Origin of the sequence: Borrelia sp. A-FGy1 (assembly GCF_014084025.1) — a bacterium.
Taxonomy (GTDB): Bacteria; Spirochaetota; Spirochaetia; order Borreliales; family Borreliaceae; genus Borrelia.
Genome location: NZ_CP043682.1, coordinates 64,361 through 87,703, shown reverse-complemented (window position 1 = coordinate 87,703; position 23,343 = coordinate 64,361). Strand labels below are relative to the sequence as shown.

At 25.0% G+C, this 23,343-nt stretch carries 19 protein-coding genes; 7 read left to right on the top strand and 12 right to left on the bottom strand.

Translation table 11 applies throughout. From position 1 onward, the window contains the following. Nucleotides 1-8 precede the first annotated feature (8 nt). The 5 genes from F0310_RS00430 to F0310_RS00410 all read left to right on the top strand — a co-directional run bounded on the left by F0310_RS00430 (nt 9) and on the right by F0310_RS00410 (nt 7,190). The gene (locus F0310_RS00430; RefSeq protein ID WP_182117007.1) at nt 9-1,838 is read left to right on the top strand and encodes a V-type ATP synthase subunit I; all 1,830 of its coding nucleotides are present in this window, start codon (nt 9-11) and stop codon (nt 1,836-1,838) included. Nucleotides 1,839-1,848: 10 nt separating this feature from the next. After that, nucleotides 1,849-2,283: a V-type ATP synthase subunit K gene (locus F0310_RS00425; protein WP_182117006.1), complete on the top strand. Its 435-nt coding sequence runs from the start codon at nt 1,849-1,851 to the stop codon at nt 2,281-2,283. 67 nt (nt 2,284-2,350) lie between these two features. After that, nucleotides 2,351-3,325 carry a tetratricopeptide repeat protein gene (locus F0310_RS00420; RefSeq protein WP_182117005.1) on the top strand — a complete coding sequence of 325 codons (975 nt, stop codon included), beginning with the start codon at nt 2,351-2,353 and terminating at the stop codon, nt 3,323-3,325. A 43-nt stretch (nt 3,326-3,368) separates the two neighbouring features. Next, nucleotides 3,369-5,174, top strand: a complete 1,806-nt coding sequence (gene lepA, locus F0310_RS00415) for a translation elongation factor 4 (protein WP_182117004.1) — start codon at nt 3,369-3,371, stop codon at nt 5,172-5,174. A 1,065-nt stretch (nt 5,175-6,239) separates the two neighbouring features. Continuing rightward, on the top strand, nt 6,240-7,190 hold the full coding sequence (locus F0310_RS00410; protein WP_182117003.1) for an L-lactate dehydrogenase: 951 nt from the start codon (nt 6,240-6,242) through the stop codon (nt 7,188-7,190). A 646-nt stretch (nt 7,191-7,836) separates the two neighbouring features. On the opposite strand, the gene F0310_RS00405 is transcribed toward F0310_RS00410, so the two are convergent. Together F0310_RS00405 and F0310_RS00400 are read right to left on the bottom strand one after the other, a co-directional pair. Next, nucleotides 7,837-8,238, bottom strand: coding sequence for an iron-sulfur cluster assembly scaffold protein (locus F0310_RS00405; RefSeq protein ID WP_182117002.1), 402 nt, complete (start codon nt 8,236-8,238; stop codon nt 7,837-7,839). Between the two features lie 67 nt (nt 8,239-8,305). After that, nucleotides 8,306-9,574: a cysteine desulfurase gene (locus tag F0310_RS00400; RefSeq protein WP_182117001.1), complete on the bottom strand. Its 1,269-nt coding sequence runs from the start codon at nt 9,572-9,574 to the stop codon at nt 8,306-8,308. A 192-nt stretch (nt 9,575-9,766) separates the two neighbouring features. Between F0310_RS00400 and F0310_RS00395 the strand changes: the two genes are divergently transcribed. Together F0310_RS00395 and F0310_RS00390 are read left to right on the top strand one after the other, a co-directional pair. Continuing rightward, nucleotides 9,767-10,084 (top strand): hypothetical protein, encoded by a 318-nt coding sequence (locus F0310_RS00395; RefSeq protein WP_182117000.1) that lies wholly within the window; start codon nt 9,767-9,769, stop codon nt 10,082-10,084. Further along, the gene (locus tag F0310_RS00390) at nt 10,077-11,363 is read left to right on the top strand and encodes a hypothetical protein (protein ID WP_182116999.1); all 1,287 of its coding nucleotides are present in this window, start codon (nt 10,077-10,079) and stop codon (nt 11,361-11,363) included. The genes F0310_RS00395 and F0310_RS00390 overlap by 8 nt, the downstream gene beginning before the upstream one ends. Nucleotides 11,364-11,403: 40 nt before the next feature. Here F0310_RS00390 and F0310_RS00385 read toward each other — a convergent pair whose 3' ends face one another. The 10 genes from F0310_RS00385 to F0310_RS00340 form a co-directional block, all read right to left on the bottom strand. After that, nucleotides 11,404-12,657, bottom strand: a complete 1,254-nt coding sequence (locus F0310_RS00385; protein WP_476577982.1) for an ABC transporter permease — start codon at nt 12,655-12,657, stop codon at nt 11,404-11,406. After that, nucleotides 12,654-13,334: an ABC transporter ATP-binding protein gene (locus F0310_RS00380; RefSeq protein WP_182116997.1), complete on the bottom strand. Its 681-nt coding sequence runs from the start codon at nt 13,332-13,334 to the stop codon at nt 12,654-12,656. The genes F0310_RS00385 and F0310_RS00380 overlap by 4 nt, the downstream gene beginning before the upstream one ends. Before the next feature lie 5 nt (nt 13,335-13,339). Further along, nucleotides 13,340-14,581: an ABC transporter permease gene (locus F0310_RS00375; RefSeq protein WP_182116996.1), complete on the bottom strand. Its 1,242-nt coding sequence runs from the start codon at nt 14,579-14,581 to the stop codon at nt 13,340-13,342. Then, complete coding sequence (locus tag F0310_RS00370) at nt 14,568-15,620, bottom strand: hypothetical protein (RefSeq protein WP_476577981.1); 1,053 nt, start codon at nt 15,618-15,620, stop codon at nt 14,568-14,570. The genes F0310_RS00375 and F0310_RS00370 overlap by 14 nt, the downstream gene beginning before the upstream one ends. Continuing rightward, complete coding sequence (gene ftsY, locus F0310_RS00365) at nt 15,620-16,471, bottom strand: signal recognition particle-docking protein FtsY (protein ID WP_182116994.1); 852 nt, start codon at nt 16,469-16,471, stop codon at nt 15,620-15,622. Before ftsY ends, F0310_RS00370 begins: the two co-directional genes overlap by 1 nt. Before the next feature lie 50 nt (nt 16,472-16,521). Continuing rightward, nucleotides 16,522-17,931: a hypothetical protein gene (locus tag F0310_RS00360; RefSeq protein WP_182116993.1), complete on the bottom strand. Its 1,410-nt coding sequence runs from the start codon at nt 17,929-17,931 to the stop codon at nt 16,522-16,524. Then, nucleotides 17,913-18,990 (bottom strand): peptide chain release factor 2 gene (gene prfB, locus F0310_RS00355; RefSeq protein ID WP_182116992.1). Its coding sequence is split into 2 segments (ribosomal slippage): nt 17,913-18,936 and nt 18,935-18,990, totalling 1,080 coding nucleotides; the frame shifts between segments, so codons are not numbered across the junction. The genes F0310_RS00360 and prfB overlap by 19 nt, the downstream gene beginning before the upstream one ends. Beyond that, on the bottom strand, nt 18,990-19,559 hold the full coding sequence (locus F0310_RS00350; RefSeq protein ID WP_182116991.1) for a hypothetical protein: 570 nt from the start codon (nt 19,557-19,559) through the stop codon (nt 18,990-18,992). The genes prfB and F0310_RS00350 overlap by 1 nt, the downstream gene beginning before the upstream one ends. Continuing rightward, nucleotides 19,556-21,865, bottom strand: coding sequence for an RnfABCDGE type electron transport complex subunit D (locus tag F0310_RS00345; RefSeq protein ID WP_182116990.1), 2,310 nt, complete (start codon nt 21,863-21,865; stop codon nt 19,556-19,558). Before F0310_RS00345 ends, F0310_RS00350 begins: the two co-directional genes overlap by 4 nt. Further along, nucleotides 21,858-23,336: a hypothetical protein gene (locus F0310_RS00340; protein WP_182116989.1), complete on the bottom strand. Its 1,479-nt coding sequence runs from the start codon at nt 23,334-23,336 to the stop codon at nt 21,858-21,860. The genes F0310_RS00345 and F0310_RS00340 overlap by 8 nt, the downstream gene beginning before the upstream one ends. Nucleotides 23,337-23,343 lie beyond the last annotated feature (7 nt).

Genomic DNA, 23,343 nt, shown 5'->3' with positions numbered 1-23,343 from the left:
ATGAATTTATGATTGTGAAAATGAAAAAAGTTTTACTTTTGACTTTGTTGAAATATAAAAGAGAAGCGCTTGAGAATTTAAGAGAACTGGGAGTTGTCCACATTGACTTTTGCAATAAAGTTTCAAAATCTCTAGAAGAGATTGTTGAAACAAGGGAAATTTTTATACAGGCTTTAGCTTTGCTTGAAGATGATTATGAGGTAAAAACTTTGAAATCTTCAAGTGAAAATTTTTTGGATATTGCTAAAAATATAGTTAATTTAGGTAATGAGATTAAAGATCTTAGAGATACAAGACAAGAATTATTATATAAAAAAGATAGCATATCATTTTGGGGATATTTTTCTATTGATTTGGTAAATCAATTGAAAGAAAACAATATTTATGTGCAATTTTTTAAGTCTAGAATTAGTGAATATAAAAAATTATTGATGTCTTCTGATATTAAGGTTGCTCTTATTAATAATGTGAAAGGATTAGCTTATTTTATAGCTATTAATGATTCTATGCAAACAATAGAGACATCAGAGGAATATAAATTTGAAATTGATCTTATTTTAATTGAAAATAAATTAAAGATTGTTAACGAGATTTTAGATCAAAAGTTAACTCAATTATCACTTTTAAATAAGTATAAAGATGTTTTAAAAGATGAGATAAGGGAATATGATCAGATGGTTGAGTTTGAACAAGTCATAGCTGATATGAATGTAGAATATGACGATTTTGTTTATATTACAGGATTTGTTCCTGAAAATAAGCAAGAGAAACTTAGAGATATGGTTGGGGATAAATTTGCTCTGCAATTTGCAGAGCCAAACAAAGAAGATATTGTCCCAACTTGTGTAGAAAGAAAAGGATTAGCTAAACTTGCTAAACCTATTTTTGATGTTTTAGATACAATTCCTGGGTATAAAGAGAGAGATGTTAGTTTTATTTTTATGTTATTTTTCTTTGTGTTTTTTGGAATGATAGTAGGTGATGCAGCTTATGGTATTTTATTTTTATTAGTTGGAATTATGCTGAGTTTAGTAAATTTAATTAAAAGGAGGCCTTTGACATCTGTTCATGCTTTAATATTTTATCTAAGTATATCATCTATTATATATGGTTCGATGACTGGTACTTGGTTTGGCAGTGGTACTTTTATACTTGAATTATTTCCTGCTTTAGAGTTTTTTAAGATTGAGTATTTAACAGGTAGTAACAGTATGCGAAATATTATGTTTATATGTTTTACAATAGGTCTTTTACAAATATTATTAGCTCATATATGGAATTTTATTCGACAAATAAAGGAAAGGCCTCATATGCATGCAATTGCTCAAATAGGTTGGATTATTGTAATTTCTGGGCTTTACTATGTAGTTCTTAATTTGATATTGGGAGAAGATAGATTTCCTGTGGGTAGTTCTGTTTTAAATATGATATTTATTGGAGTTGTTCTTGTATTTACTTTTGAAAATCAAGATGGTTCAAACTTCTTTATATGTATATTAAAAAGTTTGGTTGGGATAATAGAACAATTTTTGACTACTGTAGCAGGATTTGCGGACATAATATCTTATATTAGGCTTTTTGCTGTTGGGCTTGCAGGACTTGCAATTTCTGATAGTTTTAATAGTATGTCAGCATCTTTATTAAAATCATCTAATATTGGTCTTATAATAAGTGGCATTATTATAATACTGTTTGGACATAGTCTAAATATAATTTTATCTTTATTGTCTGTTGTTGTTCATGGAGTAAGACTTAATATGCTTGAATTTTCAAACCATTTGGGTCAAGAGTGGAATGGATATTCTTATAAGCCCTTTAGAAAAATAAAAAATAAATAAGGAGATACGTATGGATATAGGTTTAATAGGAGTTAATTCAGCTTTAACAATACCTGCGATAGGTTCGGCTTTAGGTATGGGTGCTGCAGGAAGTGCTGCTATTGGAGCATGGAAAAGATGTTATATGCAAGGCAAGTCTGCTCCATTTTTGTTAATTGTTTTTGTTTCAGCACCTTTAACTCAAATAATATATGGATATATACTAATGAATACTTTAGCTGGGATTATGGGACAGGTAAATCCTTGGTTATTATTTGGAGCGGGGTTTGGTGGTGGATTTGCTATTTCTATTTCTGCCTTTGCTCAGGGAAGAGCTGCTGCCGGAGCTTGTGATGCTTTTGCTGAGACTGGCAAGGGATTTGCAACAAATCTTTTGATTTTAGGATTAATAGAATCTGTTGCCCTTTTTGTAATGGTATTCTTAATGATATTTAAGTTTGTTTAAATTTTGAGGAATTAAATATTAAATTTTCTCGCAATTTATGAGAAAATTTAATATATTTATTATTGTTATGATAAAAAGATGTTTATTCTTTTTAGTTTTCAGTTTTATTTTAAGTGTAAATGCATCAGTAAATAAAGAATTACCCTATTGGATTTTACTTGAGAAAGGAAGACAGCTTATTTATCATAAAGAAAAGTTTATTCAGTCTAACCTTACTGTTGCTATTAGTTATTTACAGGAAGCTTTGCTTAGAAAGGGAATATATCCTGAAGCTAATTATTACTTATCAATAGCTTATGGCAGGACTGGTAATGTTGTCCTTGAAAAATTACACCTTCAGAAGGCTTTGGAATATAAGGATTATTTATTAGATCAATCTTTTGAGAAGAATATACTTTTTTCATTAGCTAGGCTGGCTGAATTTGAAAATAATTATGTAGATATGATTGATTATTTAGACGAGATTTTAAATAGATTTTCAAATAACGATGATTATTATCATTATCATTATATTGTGCATAAGCATGAAGGTGTTTCAAACAATAAATTTAATATGGGATTTTATTTAGATTCTTACTTAAAGAATGTGAGAGGAACCTCTGGTCTTGATTTCACTTTTAATCTTTATAGGTTTAAAAATTATAATGTTATTGATGTTCATGAGTTGTTATCAAAAGTGTATTTGAAAATAGGGGCGCACGAGCTTGCAATTACCCATGGACTTGTAGCTGCTGTTGGTATTTTGACTAGAATGAATGAATATGTAAGTTACTATGAGCCTCTTTATAAGTTTAAAAATTTAAGGTCTTTTGTTCAAAAAATAAATGAATACAATGATATTAGATCTAGTTTTGAATCTACGGATTTTTGGGAAGTAGTGTATAGGGTTGCTTATGCTACTTATATGTATGATACTCATAAAAACAAATTGAGAGCTATAGATACTTGGAAATTAATTATTGATCTTGCTCCTAAATTTTCACCTTATGTTTCGAAATCAAAGATTCAGATCAAAAATCTTTTAATGAATAAGAATATATAAATTAATGTGGTATTTCTAAATGTTATAGTTTGATTTAGGGAGTTTGAATATTAATTCTTATAAAAAAAATTTTTGTATTATCGCGCATATTGATCATGGTAAGTCAACCTTGGCAGATAGATTTATACAGAAGGCCAATATAGTTTCAGATCGAGATTTTAAGAGTCAAATGCTTGATAACATGGATATTGAAAGAGAGAGGGGTATTACAATTAAGAGTCAGGCTGTTACTATTGAGCATAGGAGTACAGATGGAAATGTTTATAAGCTTAATTTTGTAGATACTCCAGGTCATGTTGATTTTTCTTACGAAGTTTCAAGGGCAATTTCATCTTGTGAGGGGGCAGTCTTACTTATTGATGCAAGTCAAGGAATTGAAGCTCAAACTGTTTCTAACTTTTATATGGCAATTGAACATAATCTTGAAATTATTCCTGTTATTAATAAAATAGATTTACCAAGTGCAAATGTGAATTTTGTAAAAGAGCAAATAGAGCATGATTTAGGCATAGATTCAAGTCTTACTGTTTCAATATCTGCTAAAAATGGAATAGGTATTGATGAATTGCTTGAGTCTATTTGTAAATATGTACCTTCCCCTAAGGGCAGCTTTAACAATGCGTTGAAGGCTTTAATTTTTGACTCACATTATGATTCTTATCGTGGTGTTATTGTTCATTTTAGAATTTTTGAAGGTCAAATTAAAACAGGTGATAAGATTAAATTTATGCATGCAGATAAGGAGTATTTAGTAGAAGAGATTGGAATCTTTAGAATATTTCTTGAGAAAAGGGATGTTTTGGAAGCTGGTGATGTTGGATATTTTATTGCAGGAATAAAAAATATATCAGATGTTAAGATTGGAGATACTGTAACTCTTTTCGATAAGCCAGCAAGTTTTCCTCTTGAGGGATTTAAGGAAGTTAAACCTGTTGTATTTTCTTCTGTTTATCCAGTTGATTCTAATCAGTATGATGATCTTTTAAAGGCGATGAACAGACTTAAGCTTAATGATGCATCTCTTACTTTTGAAAAAGATTCTTCTTCTGCACTTGGTCATGGATTTAAATGTGGATTTTTAGGTTTGCTACATCTAGAAGTGATTCAGGAAAGAATTGAGCGTGAGTTTGGACTTAATGTTATTTTGACTTCTCCTTCAGTTCGTTATAAAATTTTTCCTAAAAAAGGGAAGCCTTATTTTATAGAGAATCCTGAACAATTTCCTGGAAATGAGTATATTGATAATGCTCTTGAACCTTATATTAGAGCTAATATTATTGTACCTACTGAGTTTTTGGGTAATATTATGAGTATTTGTTTATTTAAAAGAGGAATACAAGAAAATTTAAGTTATCTTGATGCAAGAAGAGTTGAGGTTATTTATAAAATGCCTCTTTCTGAGGTACTTTTTGATTTTTACGATAAAATTAAATCTGTAAGTCGAGGATATGCTTCTTTTGACTATCAATTATTAGGATATGAAGAAACAGATTTAGTTAAATTGGATATTTTAGTTAATGGAGACAAAGTTGATTCTTTATCTCAGTTGGTCTTTAGAGAAAATGCAAGGATAAAAGCTATGAGTATTTGTAAAAAATTAAAAGAAGAGATTTCAAGACAACAGTTTAAAATAGCTATTCAGGGAGCCATTGGTTCAAATATTATTGCTCGTGAGACAATTTCACCTGTTAGAAAAGATGTTACTGCTAAATGTTATGGTGGTGATATTACTCGTAAAAGAAAGCTTTTAGAAAAGCAAAAAGAAGGTAAGAAGAGAATGAAGATGATAGGAAATGTCGAGATACCTCAGAGTGCATTTCTTTCTGTTCTGAAGTCGGAAGATAAATAGGAAATAGGTTTGTCATTTTGTATATTTTAAAGAACTTAATTAGTTTGTAGATTTTAGGTCTATTAAAATTATTAAAGTAGAAGTATATAACTTAAAAGAGAAGAAAGTGATTAGAATTTATAGAAAAAATGTAGTACAATTTTTTGTTTTCCCTTTATTAAAGCTTTAATATATGATTATAAAAATCTTGATTTGTATCTAATTATATAAATTTTTAGAAGAGGTTAAATCTAGTTTTAATAAAAAAATAAAAGACATAGGAATTAATTGAATCAGATTTATTTTAAAAATTAGTAATTTAAGTAAGATAATATTTAAATTTTTAAGATATTTAATTTATATTTTAAGGTAAAAATTTTAAAGAATTTTTATGTCTAATGAGAGTAGAAAATGAAATTTAGAAAGGAATGTGACTATATCAATTCTATTATTATTGAACAGAAATTTACTTTTTAACAAGAATCAAAAAGTGGGTTATGCCTTCTTATTAGAAGATAGTTAGGTATTATTTTAATGGAATTTAAGAATCATAGTTAGTATTTAGAAATACTATTGGTTAATTGATAAATTTTTTAATAATCTTAATCTTAAGAGATTGGTTGAATTTAATTTTTAGATCAAAGGTCTCTAGTATTAATTTTTACATTTTTAAGTAATGATAGTTTATGGAATACAAAGATCATTGAGAAATTAGAAAATTTTATAAAAAAAATTATACATGATTCATTTAATTTTGGTAGTCTTTTTTTAAGTTAATATTTGGGCTTTTAATTTGAAAATGTGTTTATAGAGAATATATTATACATGTATTAGTGGTCTTAAAAGTTATTTCAATGAAATATTAAAATTGTTTAATGAATATAAATTTGTTTTTGATTAAAAATTTATCAAGTTCATTTAATTGTTTATCTTGTTTATTTTTATAATTTTGGTATTAAGTTAATTTAATGCATTTTTAACTATATCATTGAATATTTAATACTTATTAAAAAATGTTGGAAAAGTATTTTAAAATGTTATAAAATTGTTTTATTGATATGAAATAATTTTATATGGAGATGATTTATGCTTAAATGTAATAAGGTGGTTCTTGTTGGATCAGGGGGAGTTGGTTCGAGCTTTGCTTATGCTTTGACAATAGATAACTCACTTGTTCATGAACTTGTAATTATTGATGTAGCTAAAGATAAAGCTAAAGGTGAAGTCATGGATTTAAACCATGGACAGATGTTCTTAGAGAAAAATATTAAAATAAAATATGGAACTTATGTGGATTGTTCTGATGCTGATATTGTTGTAATTACTGCAGGACTCAATCAAAAACCAGGTGAAACAAGACTTGACTTGGTTGGAAAAAATACTAAAATCTTTAAAGATATTGTTACAAGCGTTGTTTCAAGTGGTTTTAGTGGTATTTTTGTGGTTGCAAGTAATCCTGTTGATATTATGACTTATGTTACAATGAAATATTCTAATTTCCCAATTCATAGGGTTATTGGTACTGGAACAACACTTGATACATCAAGACTTAGATATTTTTTATCAGAGCATTTTTATGTGAATACTCAAAATATACATTCATATATTATGGGAGAGCATGGTGATAGCTCTTTTGCTACTTGGGATGAAACCAAGATCGCTATGAAACCTTTATCTGAATACATTAATGAGAAAAAAATAAAAGAGGAAGAATTAATTGAGATTCATAGTCGGGTTGTTAATGCTGCTTATGAGGTCATTAAACTTAAGGGTGCTACTTATTATGCTATTGGACTTGGAATTAAAAATATTGTAAATGCTATAATTAGTGATCAAAATCTTATTTTACCTATATCTTCATATATTAATGGTCAATACGGTGGTTTTATTAAAGATATTTATATTGGAGCACCTTCTATAATATGCAAAGATGGTGTTAAAGAAGTTATTGATTTTAAAATTAGTGATAGAGAACTTGAAAAGTTCAAGACTTCTGCTAATCAACTTAAGAGTTATATTGATAAGATAGAATTTTAAAGCCTTCAGAAGGCTTTAAAATTTTTAACAAACTGTTCACTGTTTTTATGCTTAATGATTTTATTAGTTATTTTCTATGTTATCTTGAGGTAGTTTTTTTGTTTAAGACATAAATTATACTTTTATTTTTAATATTAAATGATAATGAGTATATCCTAATTTATATGTTTATGTTAAAAAAATATAAATTAATTTATCTTTTATATTTTATCTAGTCCGTAGTGCATTTAATATTTTTTGTGTTAAAGCTATAACTTTCGTGTATAAATTTCAATGTTTTTATATTTTTTGTTTTTGTATATTCATTGTATTTATTATCTTCTTTTTTATTTCAATTGAACTTTCACTTTTTCTTGTTTTTCTTGAAATAATTTTTGTTAATCAATAATTTGTTTTTAGCTCTAATATCGATTCTATCAAGCATTGCTGCTATAAGTTTTTACCAAAATAATTTGAAATTTCTTGTGGAAAGAATGAACAATTTTATATTACTAATATTTCCGTATGAGGGGTGGTTTTTGAGATGATCTTTTATTTGATGTTATCTGAAAATCTTTGGTTTTATTATTTTATATCCATTAATTTTCATTCATTATCATATAGACCATCGAGAGCTTATTTCATATAATTTTCCTTGAATTAGAATTTATTTCATCATATTTAAACTTTCATTTAGGGCTTTATAAGGTAGTATGAAGCATTCTTGTCTATTCGTGTGTATAAAATTTACAAAGTTTTTAAGACTTGTATCAATTTCTTCTAAACTTTTAAAATTTTTATTAATTGTCTTTGTAATGATTTCTAATATTTCTTTTTTAGGTTTGTTATCGCATATTTTAGCTAATGTATAAGCGCTTGCAAGGAGGATAATACATCCTGATGCATTATATTTTAATCTGATTTTATCAATGTCTATATTTATTTTAAAAGCTATTTGATCACCGCAATTGGATTTATATGTCAAAGTTTGATTTTTATTTGTTTTAAAAGTGTATTTATTTATTTTGCTTAGTCTTATTAGTTCTTTTTTTATTTTCTCTGAGAGCATAATTCAATTTTAAGTAGTTTATTTGATTAAATCAATATTAAAATTAGTAATGGTTATTATAAAAGGGTTAGCGAAATGATGCTATTATACTTTTCAGACAAATTATAAAAGTATCAATTTCTTCTTTTGTATTATATAAATAAAAACTTATTCTTAGAAGATGGTTTTTTTTAATATTTTCTGAAAGGAAAGCAAGATAAGCACAAATACGGCCAGATCGGATTGCAATTCCCATTGCAGCGAGATACGTTTCAATATCATGTGAATGTATGTCTTTTATTGTAAATGACATTATTGCTTTTCTTTTAATATCTTGGTTTAGAAGAAACTCGACTTCATCAATTTCTTTTAATTTTTCAATGCAATAATTAACTAGTTCTTTGTCATGTTCTTTAATAAATTCCATTGTAATATTATTAATGTATTCTATTGCTTTGCCAAGACCGATTATTCCCGCAATGTTGGGAGTTCCTGATTCAAATTTATTTGGAGATTTGAGAAGTTTAAAGCAAATTTTTTCATTTTCTATGAAAAGGTCTTCTATAGTATTGCCTCCTAGTTTACAACTATTAAGTTTATCTATAATGTTGTTGGATATATATAGCACTCCTGTTCCTGTTGGAGCAAGCATTTTGTGACCTGAAAATACTAAAAAATCACAGTTTATTTTGCATACATCTATATCTGTGTGGGGTGCCATTTGAGCTGCATCTACAAAAAAAATAATCTTATTTTCTTTAGCAATTTTTCCAATTGATTCTAAATCTTGAGAAGTTCCTAATATATTGCTTATGCCAGATATAGCAATGATTTTGGTTTTATCTGTAATTAAGTTTTGTATTTGTAATGATGTAATAAGTCCCATTTTGTTAAACTTTGCAATTTTAATTTTTAGATTTAAATACTTAGAGATATTGATCCAGGGAAGTAAATTACTGTTGTGTTCAAGGTTTGTTAAAATAATTTCATCTTTTTCTTTTAAAATTTTTGAAAAAAGTAATGAATTTGCTACTGTATTTATTCCATCTGTTGTCCCAGAATTAAATATTATATTTTCATTGGATTCTGCATTAATAAATTTTTTTACAAGTTTTCTTGTCTTTTCTATTTTTAGACTGGATTTAATTGCAAGTTCATGTCCACTTCTGTGAACATTTGCATTGTAATTTTTGTAATAATCGACTTCAGATAAAATTACATTTTTAGGTTTTTGAGAGGTAGAAGCGTTATCAAAATAGATAATTTTTTTATTATTAATAGTTTTATTTAAGATGGGAAAATCTTTTCTTAAAATTTTAGCTTTTTTATTTGTATCTTTTATAAGATAAACCTCCATTTTAAAGCTTCTTTTATTTTATTATTTTGTTGTCATTTTAAAATGAAGCTTTTACTTTAAGAAAAGTATAACATTATTTATTGTTTTATTTTGATAATGAAAATTATTTTACATTTGATATTTTATTTTTAATATAATAGGTATTATCTTTCTGTTATATTTTGAGTATATCTTTATGATATAATTCGTTTTATGAAAGAAATAATTTATAGATTTGAAAAAGCTGAAGATTATAAGTTAGTGCCTGTTAATAATATTTATGGAAATGTAACTAATACTGGAGAGATTTTTTGTGACCTTGTTTTTGAAGCAACAGAAATACCTGAGGAGATTGTGTTTACTAAGACTAAAGAAGGTGTCTTGGAAGAGATATCTGGAGAAATTAAAGGCTCTAAGGAAAAAATCATTTTAATAAATTCTTTTGTTGGAATATCTATTACGAAAGATACTGCTAAAAATATTGCTTATTGGCTTTTGAAGAAGGTTGATGAGTTAGAAGATAATGAATAAGACTTCTGAAGAACGAGTTAAAGTTTATTTATCTAATTTAAATAAATATAAAAATAGGATCTTAAAAGAAAAAAATATAAAGGATATTATTTTACGAGCAGATTTATCCGATAATGATATTGAAAATATTAAAGTACATTTTTATAAGGGATATGAAAGGGCAAAAAGGTTAGAACAGTTGGGTCAGTTTAAATCTTCTTTAAAAGAGCTAGAAGATATATATTTATATTCTCTTCATAATAAAACTATATTTGCTTCATTTTTAAATCTTTATGACAAGGTTTTAAGGAAATTAAATAATATCAAGGGAAATAAAAGAGCAATAAATATAGGATTGCAAGCTAGAGAATTTGGAATAACAGGTGGAATTGATTTAAGCTTTTATGATGAGAGTAAAAAATTTAAACATAGAATACTAGTATTATTATTAAGTCTTGTATTAATAGGTATTGTCTCATTTATTACATATACAATTGCATATTCTTTTATTGGTGGAGAAGAAGAGTTTACTAGTGAATATAGTGTTGCTGAAAATATATTACAACAAGAACTGCCTTCAGTCACAAGAGCATCTGATTTAGTCGTTGAGTCTGCCAATCTTTCAGCAGATTCTTCTGCATTGTATTATGTTGAAGTTGAGGGAGCTAAGGTATTAGTTTTTGATGATGCCCATTCTTACCAGTTAAAGGCAGGAGTTATTTCCAATAAAGAACATATTAAAAAAATTTCTTATGGTGTTACTATTTATGATGATTTAGGTAGACCTATGTTTAATAAAGTGTATGAGAAGGTAAGTGATTTGCCTAATAGATGGGGTAAGGGTGTATATGCTCCACTTGATTTTATACATAATATTCCGAAAGATATTAAAGGCCATCCTAAGAGGATGGTTCTTGATATATTTTTAGTTGAATTTTTTAGTGAAGTTGATAGTATTTATAGTGTTAATTTGTGCACAAATTCTTCAATTTTGAATTTTAAATATCTTGGAAGTTACTTCAAACAATCTTTCGGAATTTATGAGGCAAATTCTTTAATAGAGGTGTTTAATAACTTAAAAGACGATATTAAAAGTTTAGAAGTTGAGGTTGCTTATCTCACTAAAGGAGGTTTAACTATTAGATCTTTGCGACGAAAGTTAATTTCTGAATCAAACTCTTCTCTTAAGAAGCATACTAAACAAAGTTTTGTATTGAAGACTATCTTTCCGAAAGAGATTTATCCTAATATTAGAGAAGAGATATCTTCTATTAAAATTATTAATTTTCATGTATATTAATTTTCATGTAACATAGTGCATTAACTTTAAAATTATTTGTTTACTTTAGAATTTCTTTTTCTTTAAGTTTTGAAATGATATTTAGAGGAATAAGTGTTGTTGCAATGCTTAGTAAGGTGTAGGATAATAATAGTATTAAACTAAATTTAGTACTTATTTGAATATTAAACTCAGATACATAATAATCAGGGCTTAAAAATTCTGTATTTTCAACCCCAAATGTTTTTGAAATTATGTTAATGATTATGTCTATCATGTTAATTAGATATTCGATATTAATTATTATATAATTTCCAATGAATATTCCTATTATACAAGATATTAAACTTATAGCAGCTGCTATTAATATGAATATTATTTTAAGGCTTAAATTATTCATTCCAATTGATTTAAATATTGCAATCTTTTTTTTATTTTCAAGTATTATCATGCAAAGAGAAGATGATATATTAATACTTGCAAATATGATAATAAATGCCATTATAAATAATAAAAGCTTTTTGCTTGTTTTTAGATTCGTATATTTGCTGAAGTAAAGTTCATAAAATGTTTTTATTTTATATTCTGGAAATTCTTTTACTAGGGATTCCTTTAGGCAGTCAATTTTTTCTTTGGTATTAGTATTAATGGAAATACCAATTATACTTTTAGAAAATTCTTCTGACATTATGTGTGAGTCTTGTAGTGAGATGAAAGCTAAGTTTTTATCAATTTCTGTTATTCCTGTTTCAATTATTCCAGTTATATTAAATTGCTTTATTCTAGGTATTGTTTTTTGATGCTTGTTATTTGGTACTACTACATAAATAGTTTCATTGATATTTAAATTAAGCTTATCTTTGATTTGTTTTGAGATTAGTATTTCATCTTGTTTTAAGATTTTTTTACCTTCTATTAATTTCATTTGTTTATTTTCATCAATAAATTTTGATTCTACTGCTCTTATTAAAGTTCCTTGCTTTTTAAGGTTTCCGATTATGCCATAGGTTCTTCTTTCAAAAGAATATTTTAACATATTATATTTATGTTCTTTTTTAAATTTTTCTAATATCGATCTAAATCGTGAATCTTTTTGAACTTCATTATATTCAATTTGTACAGAGAATCCTTCGTTTTCTATATATTTATTTATTGTTGAATTCATGATGTTATTTGACATATAGTAAACAATAATTAAAGGAATCATTACTAAGCTTAAAGATATCCCAGAGCCAATTAATGCCTTTTTGTTTTTTGAATTTATGAAAATTATGTATGCTATTTTTGTCAGTTCTTTAATATTTGGTTGCATTATATTCTATTTAATTTTTTTTCTATAAGTTCATATTTTATGTCTGCTTTATTTGCAAATTCTGGATTATGACTAACTAAAATTAATGTTTTTTTAAATTTTTTAGCAGTATCTATTAGCAGAGATTCAACTGTTTTTGCAGTTTTAATGTCTAGGTTTCCAGTAGGTTCATCGCATAATATTATATTTGGTTCATTTATTAAAGCTCTAGCAATTGCTACTCTTTGTGCCTCTCCTCCTGAGAGTTCTGAAGGATAATGTTCTGCTCTTGCATTTATTTCTAATATTTTCATTAAATTTAGAGCTTTTCTATTTATTTTTTCTAAATTGTCTTGTCCTTCAATTATTTTAGGTAGAATAATATTTTCAAACACATTGAATTCATCGATTAAATTATGATTTTGAAAAACAAGTCCTATTTTTTTATTTTTATATAAGCTTAATGTTTTTTCATTTGCATCTTTTAATGCTATTCCACAAGATACTATTTCGCCAGAATCCATTTTATCAATTCCTGCTATGAGGTTAAAGAGTGTTGATTTTCCACATCCGCTTTTTCCTTGAATAGAAATAAAATCTCCTTTTTTTACGTTTATACTTAAATTTTCTATTACTTTTATTTTTTTTTCATTTTTAATATATGCTTTATGTATTTCTTTGATAGTTAGTATATTTATCATTTATATTACCTATTTATTTTCTGTACATGTTTAATCTTTTTTGTTAGCCTAAGGCTTGAATATATTGTGAAGAAGCAGGCAAAAGAGAATGTAAATAGTAAATCGCTAAGGAATATTTTGGGAGTAATTATATTTTTTACTATTTTGATTTCAATATTTTCTAGTTTTATTTTTAACATATAGTTAATAGTGTTGATTAAACTGTTTAATAGAATATCTATTAAATTTAATATTTCATTAATATTTAAAGCTATAAGAATAGCTACAGTAAGTCCAATAATGTTTCCTATTATGCAAATTATTGCTGAGTGAATTAAAAAAATTTGCCTAATTTTTTTATATTTAAGGCCAAGAAATAAAAGTATTGAGATTGATTTACTTTTATTTATTAGTATTCTTTTTTGTAAGTAATATGTATTGACAGCAATAACAAGAAATATGCTAGTTAAAATTATGAGCATTGTGTTTCTTTCTATTTTTAGTGTTTTATATAGTTCCTTGTTGTATTCGTTCCAAGTTTTAAACTTTATATTTGGATTTATATTTTTTATGCTGTTTATTAATGTTTGACTTGGATATAAATTTGATGTTTTTATTTGATATCTGATATCAGAATCTCTTATGATTTTTTTTTTATAAAAATAGTTAATGTTCATAAATACTGTAGATTCATTAATTTTTGCATAATTACTTTTAAAAATTGATCTTATTTTAAAATGTTTAATTTGATCCTTTAATGTTTTAAAGTTTTGGATTTCATCACTCACTATTAATTCTATTAAGTCACCTTCTAATAAGCCTAAGTTGTAAGAAAGTACATCTCCTATTATAATTTCATCTTCGTTAATGTTAAGCTCGAATTTTTTAAGTCCCGTTAAAAGAAGAAAATTTTTATCCTTTATAATATCTCTCGTATCAAAAGCGATGATATTTAAAATAATTGGGTAGTAATAGCTTTCAGTTGCAATTCCTTGTGTTTCATATATTTTGTTGATTTGAATTATTTCTTTTATACTCTTAAGAATATTAAGTTCTTCTTTATTTAATTTGCTTTCAATTTTTAAATTTCCAATTTCTAATGTAGATATACTTGTAAAAAAATCATTTTGAAATCCATTCATTATTGATATTGTGATGATAATAGTTATCTGTCCAAGTACTATGCTTAAAATTATTACAAATGTTAGTGATAAACTATTTTTTTCATCTAATATTAGTCTTTTTAATAATAATTTATTTAGTCTCATTTTTGTTTCTATTGATATCAATGTCTTGATTTATTTCTTCAATAATCTCATCTTCCTTATATCTTACTTTAAAAATAACTCTTCCATTATAGTATATTTCTTGTTCATATTCTTTGTCATTAAAGTACTCAATTTTTAGTGAGAGTAAATCATTTTCATAAATTCTTTTTAGCTTTAATTTGTTATTAAAATCATATTCATATTCTGTTCTAGTAACAGAATCTTTTCCTTTTTCTTTTACAGTTACTTTTTCCATTGTAAGAAGTCCAGATTTATTATAATCGAAATCACTTGTCTCGATTATTTTATTTTTTTTGTATACTTCTTTTTTAAATAAATCATTTCCTTTATATTTTGATATGGTTTTCATATCATTTTCTTCAAGAATATTTATTGTTTCATTTTCTAGATATTTATTTTTTTCTTTAGTTTTTATTTTATTATTAATTGTTATTATACTTTCTAAGTTCTTTTTATTTTTATCATATCTGATTGCTTTTGCTTTGGATTTATTTATATCAAAGTAGGTTGATTTTATGTCTCCATTAGGGCCATAATTCCAAATTTGGAGATTAGATCCAGTTATTTTTAAAAGTTTTCCATCCGTGTTTTTCATGTAGTGTAGTATTTTTGGGTTTTGATTTAAAATTTTTATTTCTTTATAAATTAAATTGTTATTTTTGTAAAAGTAATTTACGGATTCAAGTACTATTCCTTTATTGCTGTACCTTATCTCTTTTATTTTATTACATAAATTGTCATATATTTCTTCTTTTATTTTTATTTCTTTCTCATTATAATGTGTTATTTTTTGCTGATCTTCTATTATTTCTTTTGTTTTATATTTTACTAATTTCGAGTCTTTAAAAAGACTAATTTTTTCCATTTTATCAATTTTTTCATATTCAATATAAAACCCTGTTTGCGGTATTTTGTATATTTCCTGGTATTTGTTGAAAAATACATCTGATAAAAAATAACTTTTGCCATATGTGATAGTTGTTGTAATCAATAAAAATAAGATTAATAACTTATTTATCATAGCAGCTTATTCAAGTATTCATCAATATTAAATTCTTTAATATGTTCTACTTTTTCTCCAAATGTAAGGAAATATATTGGTTTATTAAATAGTTTTGAAATATTTATTATCCCACCAGCTTTGGCGGATGAGTCAAATTTTGTAGCTATTATTCCATCTATTTCTGTTGCTTTGTTGAATATTTCTGTTTGGTTATTTATATTCTTTCCAGATGTAGAGTCTATTACTAGTATTTTTTTATAACTGGCTTCTATTTGAGATATTTGTTTTTTTATTACATTGTCCATCTTTTGAAGTTCCTTAATGAGATTATCTTTGTTTTGAAGTCTTCCTGCTGTATCAATGATTAGTATGTCATAATTTTTAGCATTTGCACTTGAAATGCTATCGAATATTACTGCAGTTGCATCACTACCTTGTTTTTGAGATATGACTTTAACTCCAATTTTTTCACTTTGTATTTTAATTTGTTCTATAGCTGCAGCTCTGAATGTATCTGCTGCGGCTATTAAAACATTTTTTCTTTCATTCTTAAACTTATTTGCAAGTTTGATAATACTTGAAGTTTTACCGACCCCGTTTACTCCAGTGATTAATAATATGTTTAAGATTCCCTTTTTTAAATTAAGGATTTCTTGATTTATATAACTTTTAAATAATTCTTTTAGTTTAATAAGTATTTCGGATTCTCCTTTAACTTTTGCTTTTTTTATTATTTCTATTGTTTCAATAACTATATCATATTTAATGTCTGCTTCTAGAAGGATATCTTTCAAATTTTCAAGTATTTGTATCTCTTCTTTATTCTTATTTTTGAATAGATTCTTTATTTTTATAAAAATACTCAAAATTTTCTTTCTCCTATTTCTTGAAATTGCTTAAATAATTTTACAATAATTTATTCACCTCTGTTGGCCTCTTGAATATATTGTACCAAATGTATGATTAATGGAATCAAACTTCCGACAGATAAGGTTATTCCTGTACCCATTATAAATGTTGTAATCATTTGTTCTGATTTTTTCTTGTATAGATTTTGGGTTGTTATTCTTTTATTAATAAGATGGTCTAATGCCATGTTGTAAAGTTCTGATGATTCATTATATAGGGTACTTGCAAATGCCGTACTTATTAAGCTTATTGTAAAAACGGCAAGATTTACATAAAATAGGTCCCTTGCGACAATAAGGTTAGTCTTATTGTCCTTTAGCATTTCTATATATATTTTTTTATCTTCTTTTTTTAGAATTTTGAACATATTTTTATATCCATCGGCTTGAAATAAAATAGATTCTATTTCTTCAGGTTCTTCAATTTCAATTGGAGTTTCACCCATGAATATTCCTTTTCTAAATACTCTAGCCTTTACATTACTTGTTATTAATATTTTATTAAAATTTTCTTTTTGCAAACTAACATTTAAGTTAATAGTGTCTCCATTTTTTACCCTTATTTTTTCTGAATGAGGTTTAAAAGATAAACTTATAATGTGAATGTTAATTTCTTTTTTTTGTAGTTCTGAAATATCAAATATATTGTTTTGATATATTCCCTTTGACATAAATTTTTCATTTATATATATTTTGGCATCTAAGTTATTTAGAACATTGATTTTAATTTTAATAAATTCTCTTCCCAATATTTCTTCAAAACTAAGTTCTGCTATTTTATATGCAATGTCGTCAACAGAAGATGATAATTTAAAAATTTCTTTCTTAACTTTTATTTCTTTAGGTGTAATGTTACTAATTTCAACTAGATAATATTTTTCTATTCTTTTAAAGTGAATATAATTCATAAAAAACAGTTCTTCACTTGTTAAAAATTCTGAGTTCAAATTTGATAAATTGATTTTTTCTTTCATTTTTTTGTACTTTACTTTTATCTTTTTTAAATTACTAAGATACCTTTCAAGTTCTTTTTGTTTAATTTTTATGTTTTCAATATCTTGTCTAAGTTCATTTATCTTTGTTTCTGTGTTATTTTCTTCTCTTGAACTTATTGAATTTTTAAGTTTTTTTTTGTCCATGTCTTCTTTAAGATTACTAATTTCTCTTTCTTTACTTATTATATGTTGGTGTATGTAGAGATGTCTGATAAAATCTTTATCTTTATTATTAACAATATGTTCACTTATTGTTTCATAGATCTTATCTAATGTTTTTTCAATTCCTTCCTTAAGATTTTTGTTTTCATCTTTTGTATTGATGATATAAGAAAATCCATATTTAATATCACTTTGAGCATATAATAAATTTGTTATAAAAATTAAAAATAGTATTATGATATTTAGCTTAAATTTTTCCATTTTAGATATTCTTCTATAAAATTTTCGATATTTCCATCCATAACGGAGATAATATTGGGATTTTCAAATTTTGTTCTGTGATCTTTTACTAGATTATAAGGATGAAATACATAAGATCTTATTTGATTTCCCCAGGATATATCTTTTTTCTCTTCTTTTTTGTATTTATTTTTTTGTTGTTCAATTTTTTTATAGTGTTCATAGAGTCTTGATTTGAGTACTTTCATTGCTAACTCTTTATTTTTATGCTGACTTCTATCATTTTGAGACTGAGTTACTATTCCCGTTTTAAGATGAGTAATTCTTACTGCTGATGATGTTTTATTAACGTGTTGTCCTCCAGCTCCCGATGCTCTATATGTGTCAACTCTAATGTCCTCTGGTTTAATTATTACTTCAATTTTATCATCAATTACGGGATTAACAAAAACAGATGCAAAAGATGTGTGTCTTTTTTTTGCAGCATCAAAAGGAGAGATTCTTACAAGGCGGTGTACACCCACTTCACTTTTTAAAAAACCATAAGCATATTCTCCTTTTATTTCAACTGTAACAGATTTGATTCCTCCCTCAGCTTCAAGTAGATCTATAAGTTCTACTTTATATCCTCGTCTTTCTGCATATCTTATATACATTCTATATAACATGTTAACCCAATCACAGGCTTCTGTGCCGCCTGCGCCTGAGTGTATTGTTAAAAAAGTGTTATTTATATCAGTTTCTTCTTTAAAATAAGATAATATAAGTAAATTTTTATATGCATTTCTTAATGCATTAAAATCATATTCTATTGATTTTATATCCTTCATATTCTCTGCTAGTAAGTAAAGCTCTTTTAAGTCTTTAAGTTTGCATATTAAATCTTCCCATGGTTCTATTTTATTTTTTAAAATATTTTGTTCTTTAAGAATTTTTTGTGCTTTTTTGTTATCTTCCCAAAAATTTTCATCATTTATTTTTATTTCATATTTTTTGATGTTTGCCTTAATTGAATGACTGTCAAAGCTTCCTCCATACATTTTCAATTTGTTTCAGTAATTCATTAATTTTTTCTTTCATTATAAATTCTCACTGCTGTTTATTAATATAATTATATTTGGAATTAAAGATAAAATGAACATTATAAAGAAATATATTGCTTCGTTTTCTAATATTTCAGACATTAATTTTTTTTCAAAGTTTCTCTTTATTATTACTATTAGCATAAGGGCTATTAATACACTTAGCGAAGATAGAGTAATAATTAAGATTCCTTCAAAAAAACTATGACTTTTATCTAGACCAAAAAATATTATTGCAATTAAGCTACTATTGGATAGCAAAAAATCATTTGAGTATTTCAACTTTTTGTTGTAAACAGATAGTATATTAGTTATTGATTTAAGTCCTATTATTATTATGTAAAGCAATATTACATATATAATTGGGATTATAAGTAATAAGTTATATTTTTCAAATAATTTATAAAAATAAAAAAGGAATGAATAAATAAATAGAGAAGATATTATTATTGTTAAATATTTTTTTGTTAATGTCTGATTATTTTTTATTTTAATATCTTCAATACCGATAAAGTGTATTAATAATAAATTATTTACTAATAAGTACATCATTAATTTGTTGGTCATAATTTTATAATTTCTTCTCCATTCTCTTTTTTGTTTTCTATTGTTTTTTCTTTATTCATGCTTAAATGATGTAAGATTTTTTTAATCTGAAATGTTAAGCTGTATTTTTTAATTAAAGTTGAATTTACTTGTAATATAAAAATGGATATTACAGCTGATAGTGTTTCAAATGGGATGTGACTTAGTATTATAAGGTAAAATATAGATAACATACACCCATAGAGTATTTGTTCAAATTTAAATGAGGGTGATATTTGTAGTTCTGTTCCCATTGTGAATATTAATAGCATTGGAATTGGTGAGATTGTAAGAGACAGAATATCAGAAGTTATATGACTGTAAATATTCATATTTTTTAGTATGTAAGCAATTGATAGAAGGCTTAAGTAGAAAGACAAGGGTATTAATTTATTTATGATAAATTTTCCAAGAATAAATGAAAATCCGACATAAAGCAAAATAGGAGATAGATATTTTTCGTTTTTTAATCCAAATAGACTTTCAATATGGAATCTTGGGATGATAATATTTAAATGAGATAATATTTTTTCATTTGTAAACTTTTCAATTATGTCAATGTATTTATTTTCATGCCTTTTAAATTCTGTTAAACTTTCTAAGTTTTTGATATTTGGATTTTCCTTAATTGCTTTATCCCAAGTGGGGATTATGCTTTCTAGTTTTGAAATTTTTTCTGAATATGTTTGTTTAAAGCTTGACGGAAAATTGAGTAATAAAAACATGAAAGAAATTAATATTGGATTTACAAGGAATTTTGAAAGTTTAAGAAAGTAAAAAAGTACTAAAAATGTTAAAAATAATGATATTATTTTTAACATTATAGAAAGGTTTAAAGGAAATATTATGCTAATAATTAATGCAGCATATATGAAGAATGGTAGACATTTATGTTTAGCCTTAAGCATTATTGGGAAATAGACTAATAAGCTTATTGTTGTTAGTAATAAAGTATCAGTAAAAAATTTTGTATTATTTAAAAAAGAAAAAATCAAATTAGGAATTAGAGCCAGTATGATGGTTAAATATATGTCTTTTAGATTGTTTTCAGTGTATATTGGTTCATTTTTTGGAGTAATATTTAATATTTTTTCTTTGATTTCTTTTTGAATCTTATCTATTTCTTCTTCTATTTCTATTTCAGTATATTGTAGGAATTGAAATTTTTTATTTTCATTTTTACCTTTGATTTTTGAGAAAATAATCTCTTCAATGTATAGAGGTGAAAAACTCGGTATTTTAAATAATTTTAGCTTGCTAAATATTGATTCTTTCTTGAGTATTGTAATACTATATATGTCTCTTGTTATGGGTACATTTAAATTATTTATTTTTATTTTATTTACTGGATTATTTAAAAATATATCGTATTTTTTTGTATCAATATCTTCATTTATTATTTGACGAATAGATGTTCCAATTTTTACTTTTATCAGTTTACTTTGTATTTTTTGATTGCCATTTATAGTTATAAACTTTTCTTTATATGGAATGTTTTTTTTGATTGCATTGTAAACATTGTAAAGGTCTTCAACATTTGCTAAAAGTATATTTTTATTTGGATTTATACTTTCTTGCATGTTCTCTTTATTATATAGAAAGTGCATAATCATTTCATGATTTGAATATGGGTTTTTGTCATTTGGAATGAGTTTAATTCTTAGTTTTTTGTCTTTGAAGTTAATTAAATTTTCAATTTCTTTTTTTAAGTTATAATTGTTTATCACTATTAATATTTCTTTAAATTTAAAAATTTTGTTGATTATTTCAAATCCATAAAGGATTTCATTTAGCTTTTCTTTCATGAGTATTTCTGATATATTTGTAAATGAATCTCTTCCATTGATTAATAAAATCATTTTATCTATTTTTTTACATTTTTTTACATATTGAAATAATGAATTGTCATTAAACCAGGGAATACCTAATCTAATTAACTTTTCTAATATTTTTTCTCTTGATACTTCCTCGTCTGATTGTTCTTTTTCATTTTTAATTCTTCCTTGAAATCTTATTAGTGCTGATTTTAATTGTTGTCCATTTGGGAAATTGGCAATGTATATTTTCTCTATTATCCCAGATATTGGAGAGTATGTGCACAAGTCTACATTTATGTTTTTTGATAATATTTGTCCTTCCTCAATCCTTTGATTTTCAATCACATATATTGTAGATTTTGAATTTTCTGTCTCTAGTGGAATTAGAACATATTCAGGAATTTGGATTTCATTTATATTTATTATGTATTTTATTTTTATTCCAGGTTTTGTTTCTGGCTTTTTAAACATTTATATGTTTCCTATAATCTTTAATATAATTTTTGTAGTTTTTTTCACTAATCTTTAAAAGAATTGTAAATCTTATTGCTTTAAATAGGAATAGCAGTAAGAAAAAAGGGAGAGAAAGGAAAAATAAAATTTTAGAATTATGTTTATCCATTGTAATACTTTCATTTGTTTCTTTATATATTAAGATAGGATTTTCATTGTCTAAGAATAGTCTTGATAGTTCTTGATTAAGGTGCTTATATATAAATTTTTTATTTACTTTATATACAGTTTTAGGTTTAGTAGTGATTTTATTATTTTCTATTTCAAAATAGTCTTCTTTTACTTTTTTAGTAAAATTGCCATATTTGGATGTTATTTTATATTTAAGTTCATTTTGATAAAGGATATGGGACATATATCCCATAATGTTTGGAATTTCTTCGTTATATCCTACCATTAAATAAATGTCATTGGGATTCAGATAATTAAAATAGTTCAATTTTTTGCTGTAAAGATAATTAAAATTTTGATAAGAATTGAGTATATATTGAGAATAAAAGAATGGCATTAAGGAGACTATAAATAGGAGTAGATGTATGATGATTCTTAATTTCATAATCTTTGATTCTCTTTTTTGTGCTTTTAGTTCAATTAAAAATAGAAATGTATCTTTAAAGTTTCTCTCAGTTTTGATCCAAGTGAATATTAAAAAAATACAAAGAGTTGATATTGATACAAAAATAATAAAGATTGGTTCAAGATTAGTAGTTAAAAAATTGATTATCACAATAAAGTATAAGACTATAAATAGAAATAAAAAGATTGGAAATTTGATTCTTTTAATTAGTGTTAAAAAGCTTATGTCTTGTAAATATATTTTATTGTAATTTTTATTGAAATTATCAATTAATACAAATAGAAGATAAGAGAGAATACTCAAAGGATAAAAGTAAAGCATTTCGTTACTAAATATCAGTATTATACATGAACTTATTAAAAATAGTAGTATAAAAGGTAAATATTTGATATTCAGTAGTAATAATAATGTTATTATTAGTATGAATACTGTGTTTGAAAAATAGTTAATTTTAGTTTTATAATTAAATGAATGCAATTCTCCTTCAATATTTTTATCTTTTTTGAGTTTTTTTAACTCATTATTTGTGAATGATGAATCTACATAAAGTATTTTTTTATTAGATATATTGAAGAGGTTAGGGAGATTTTTTAAAAATAAATCTTTTCTTAAATCGCAATCATTAAGTTTTATTAATTCATGTATTGTTATTTCTTTAAAAATTGGAAAGTCTAATATGTTTACTTTTGTTGTATATTCAGATATTGTTTTATACCCTAGTGAGTTTATATAATTGTTTGCACTTTTTAAGTCTTCTTCTCCTTTAAAGTATATTGGCTTGTAATCCCCAAACTTTGCCACATTACAAGAGGTAAGAAGCACTAGTATTGTAAAAAGCTTGATTAGATTCATTTTTACC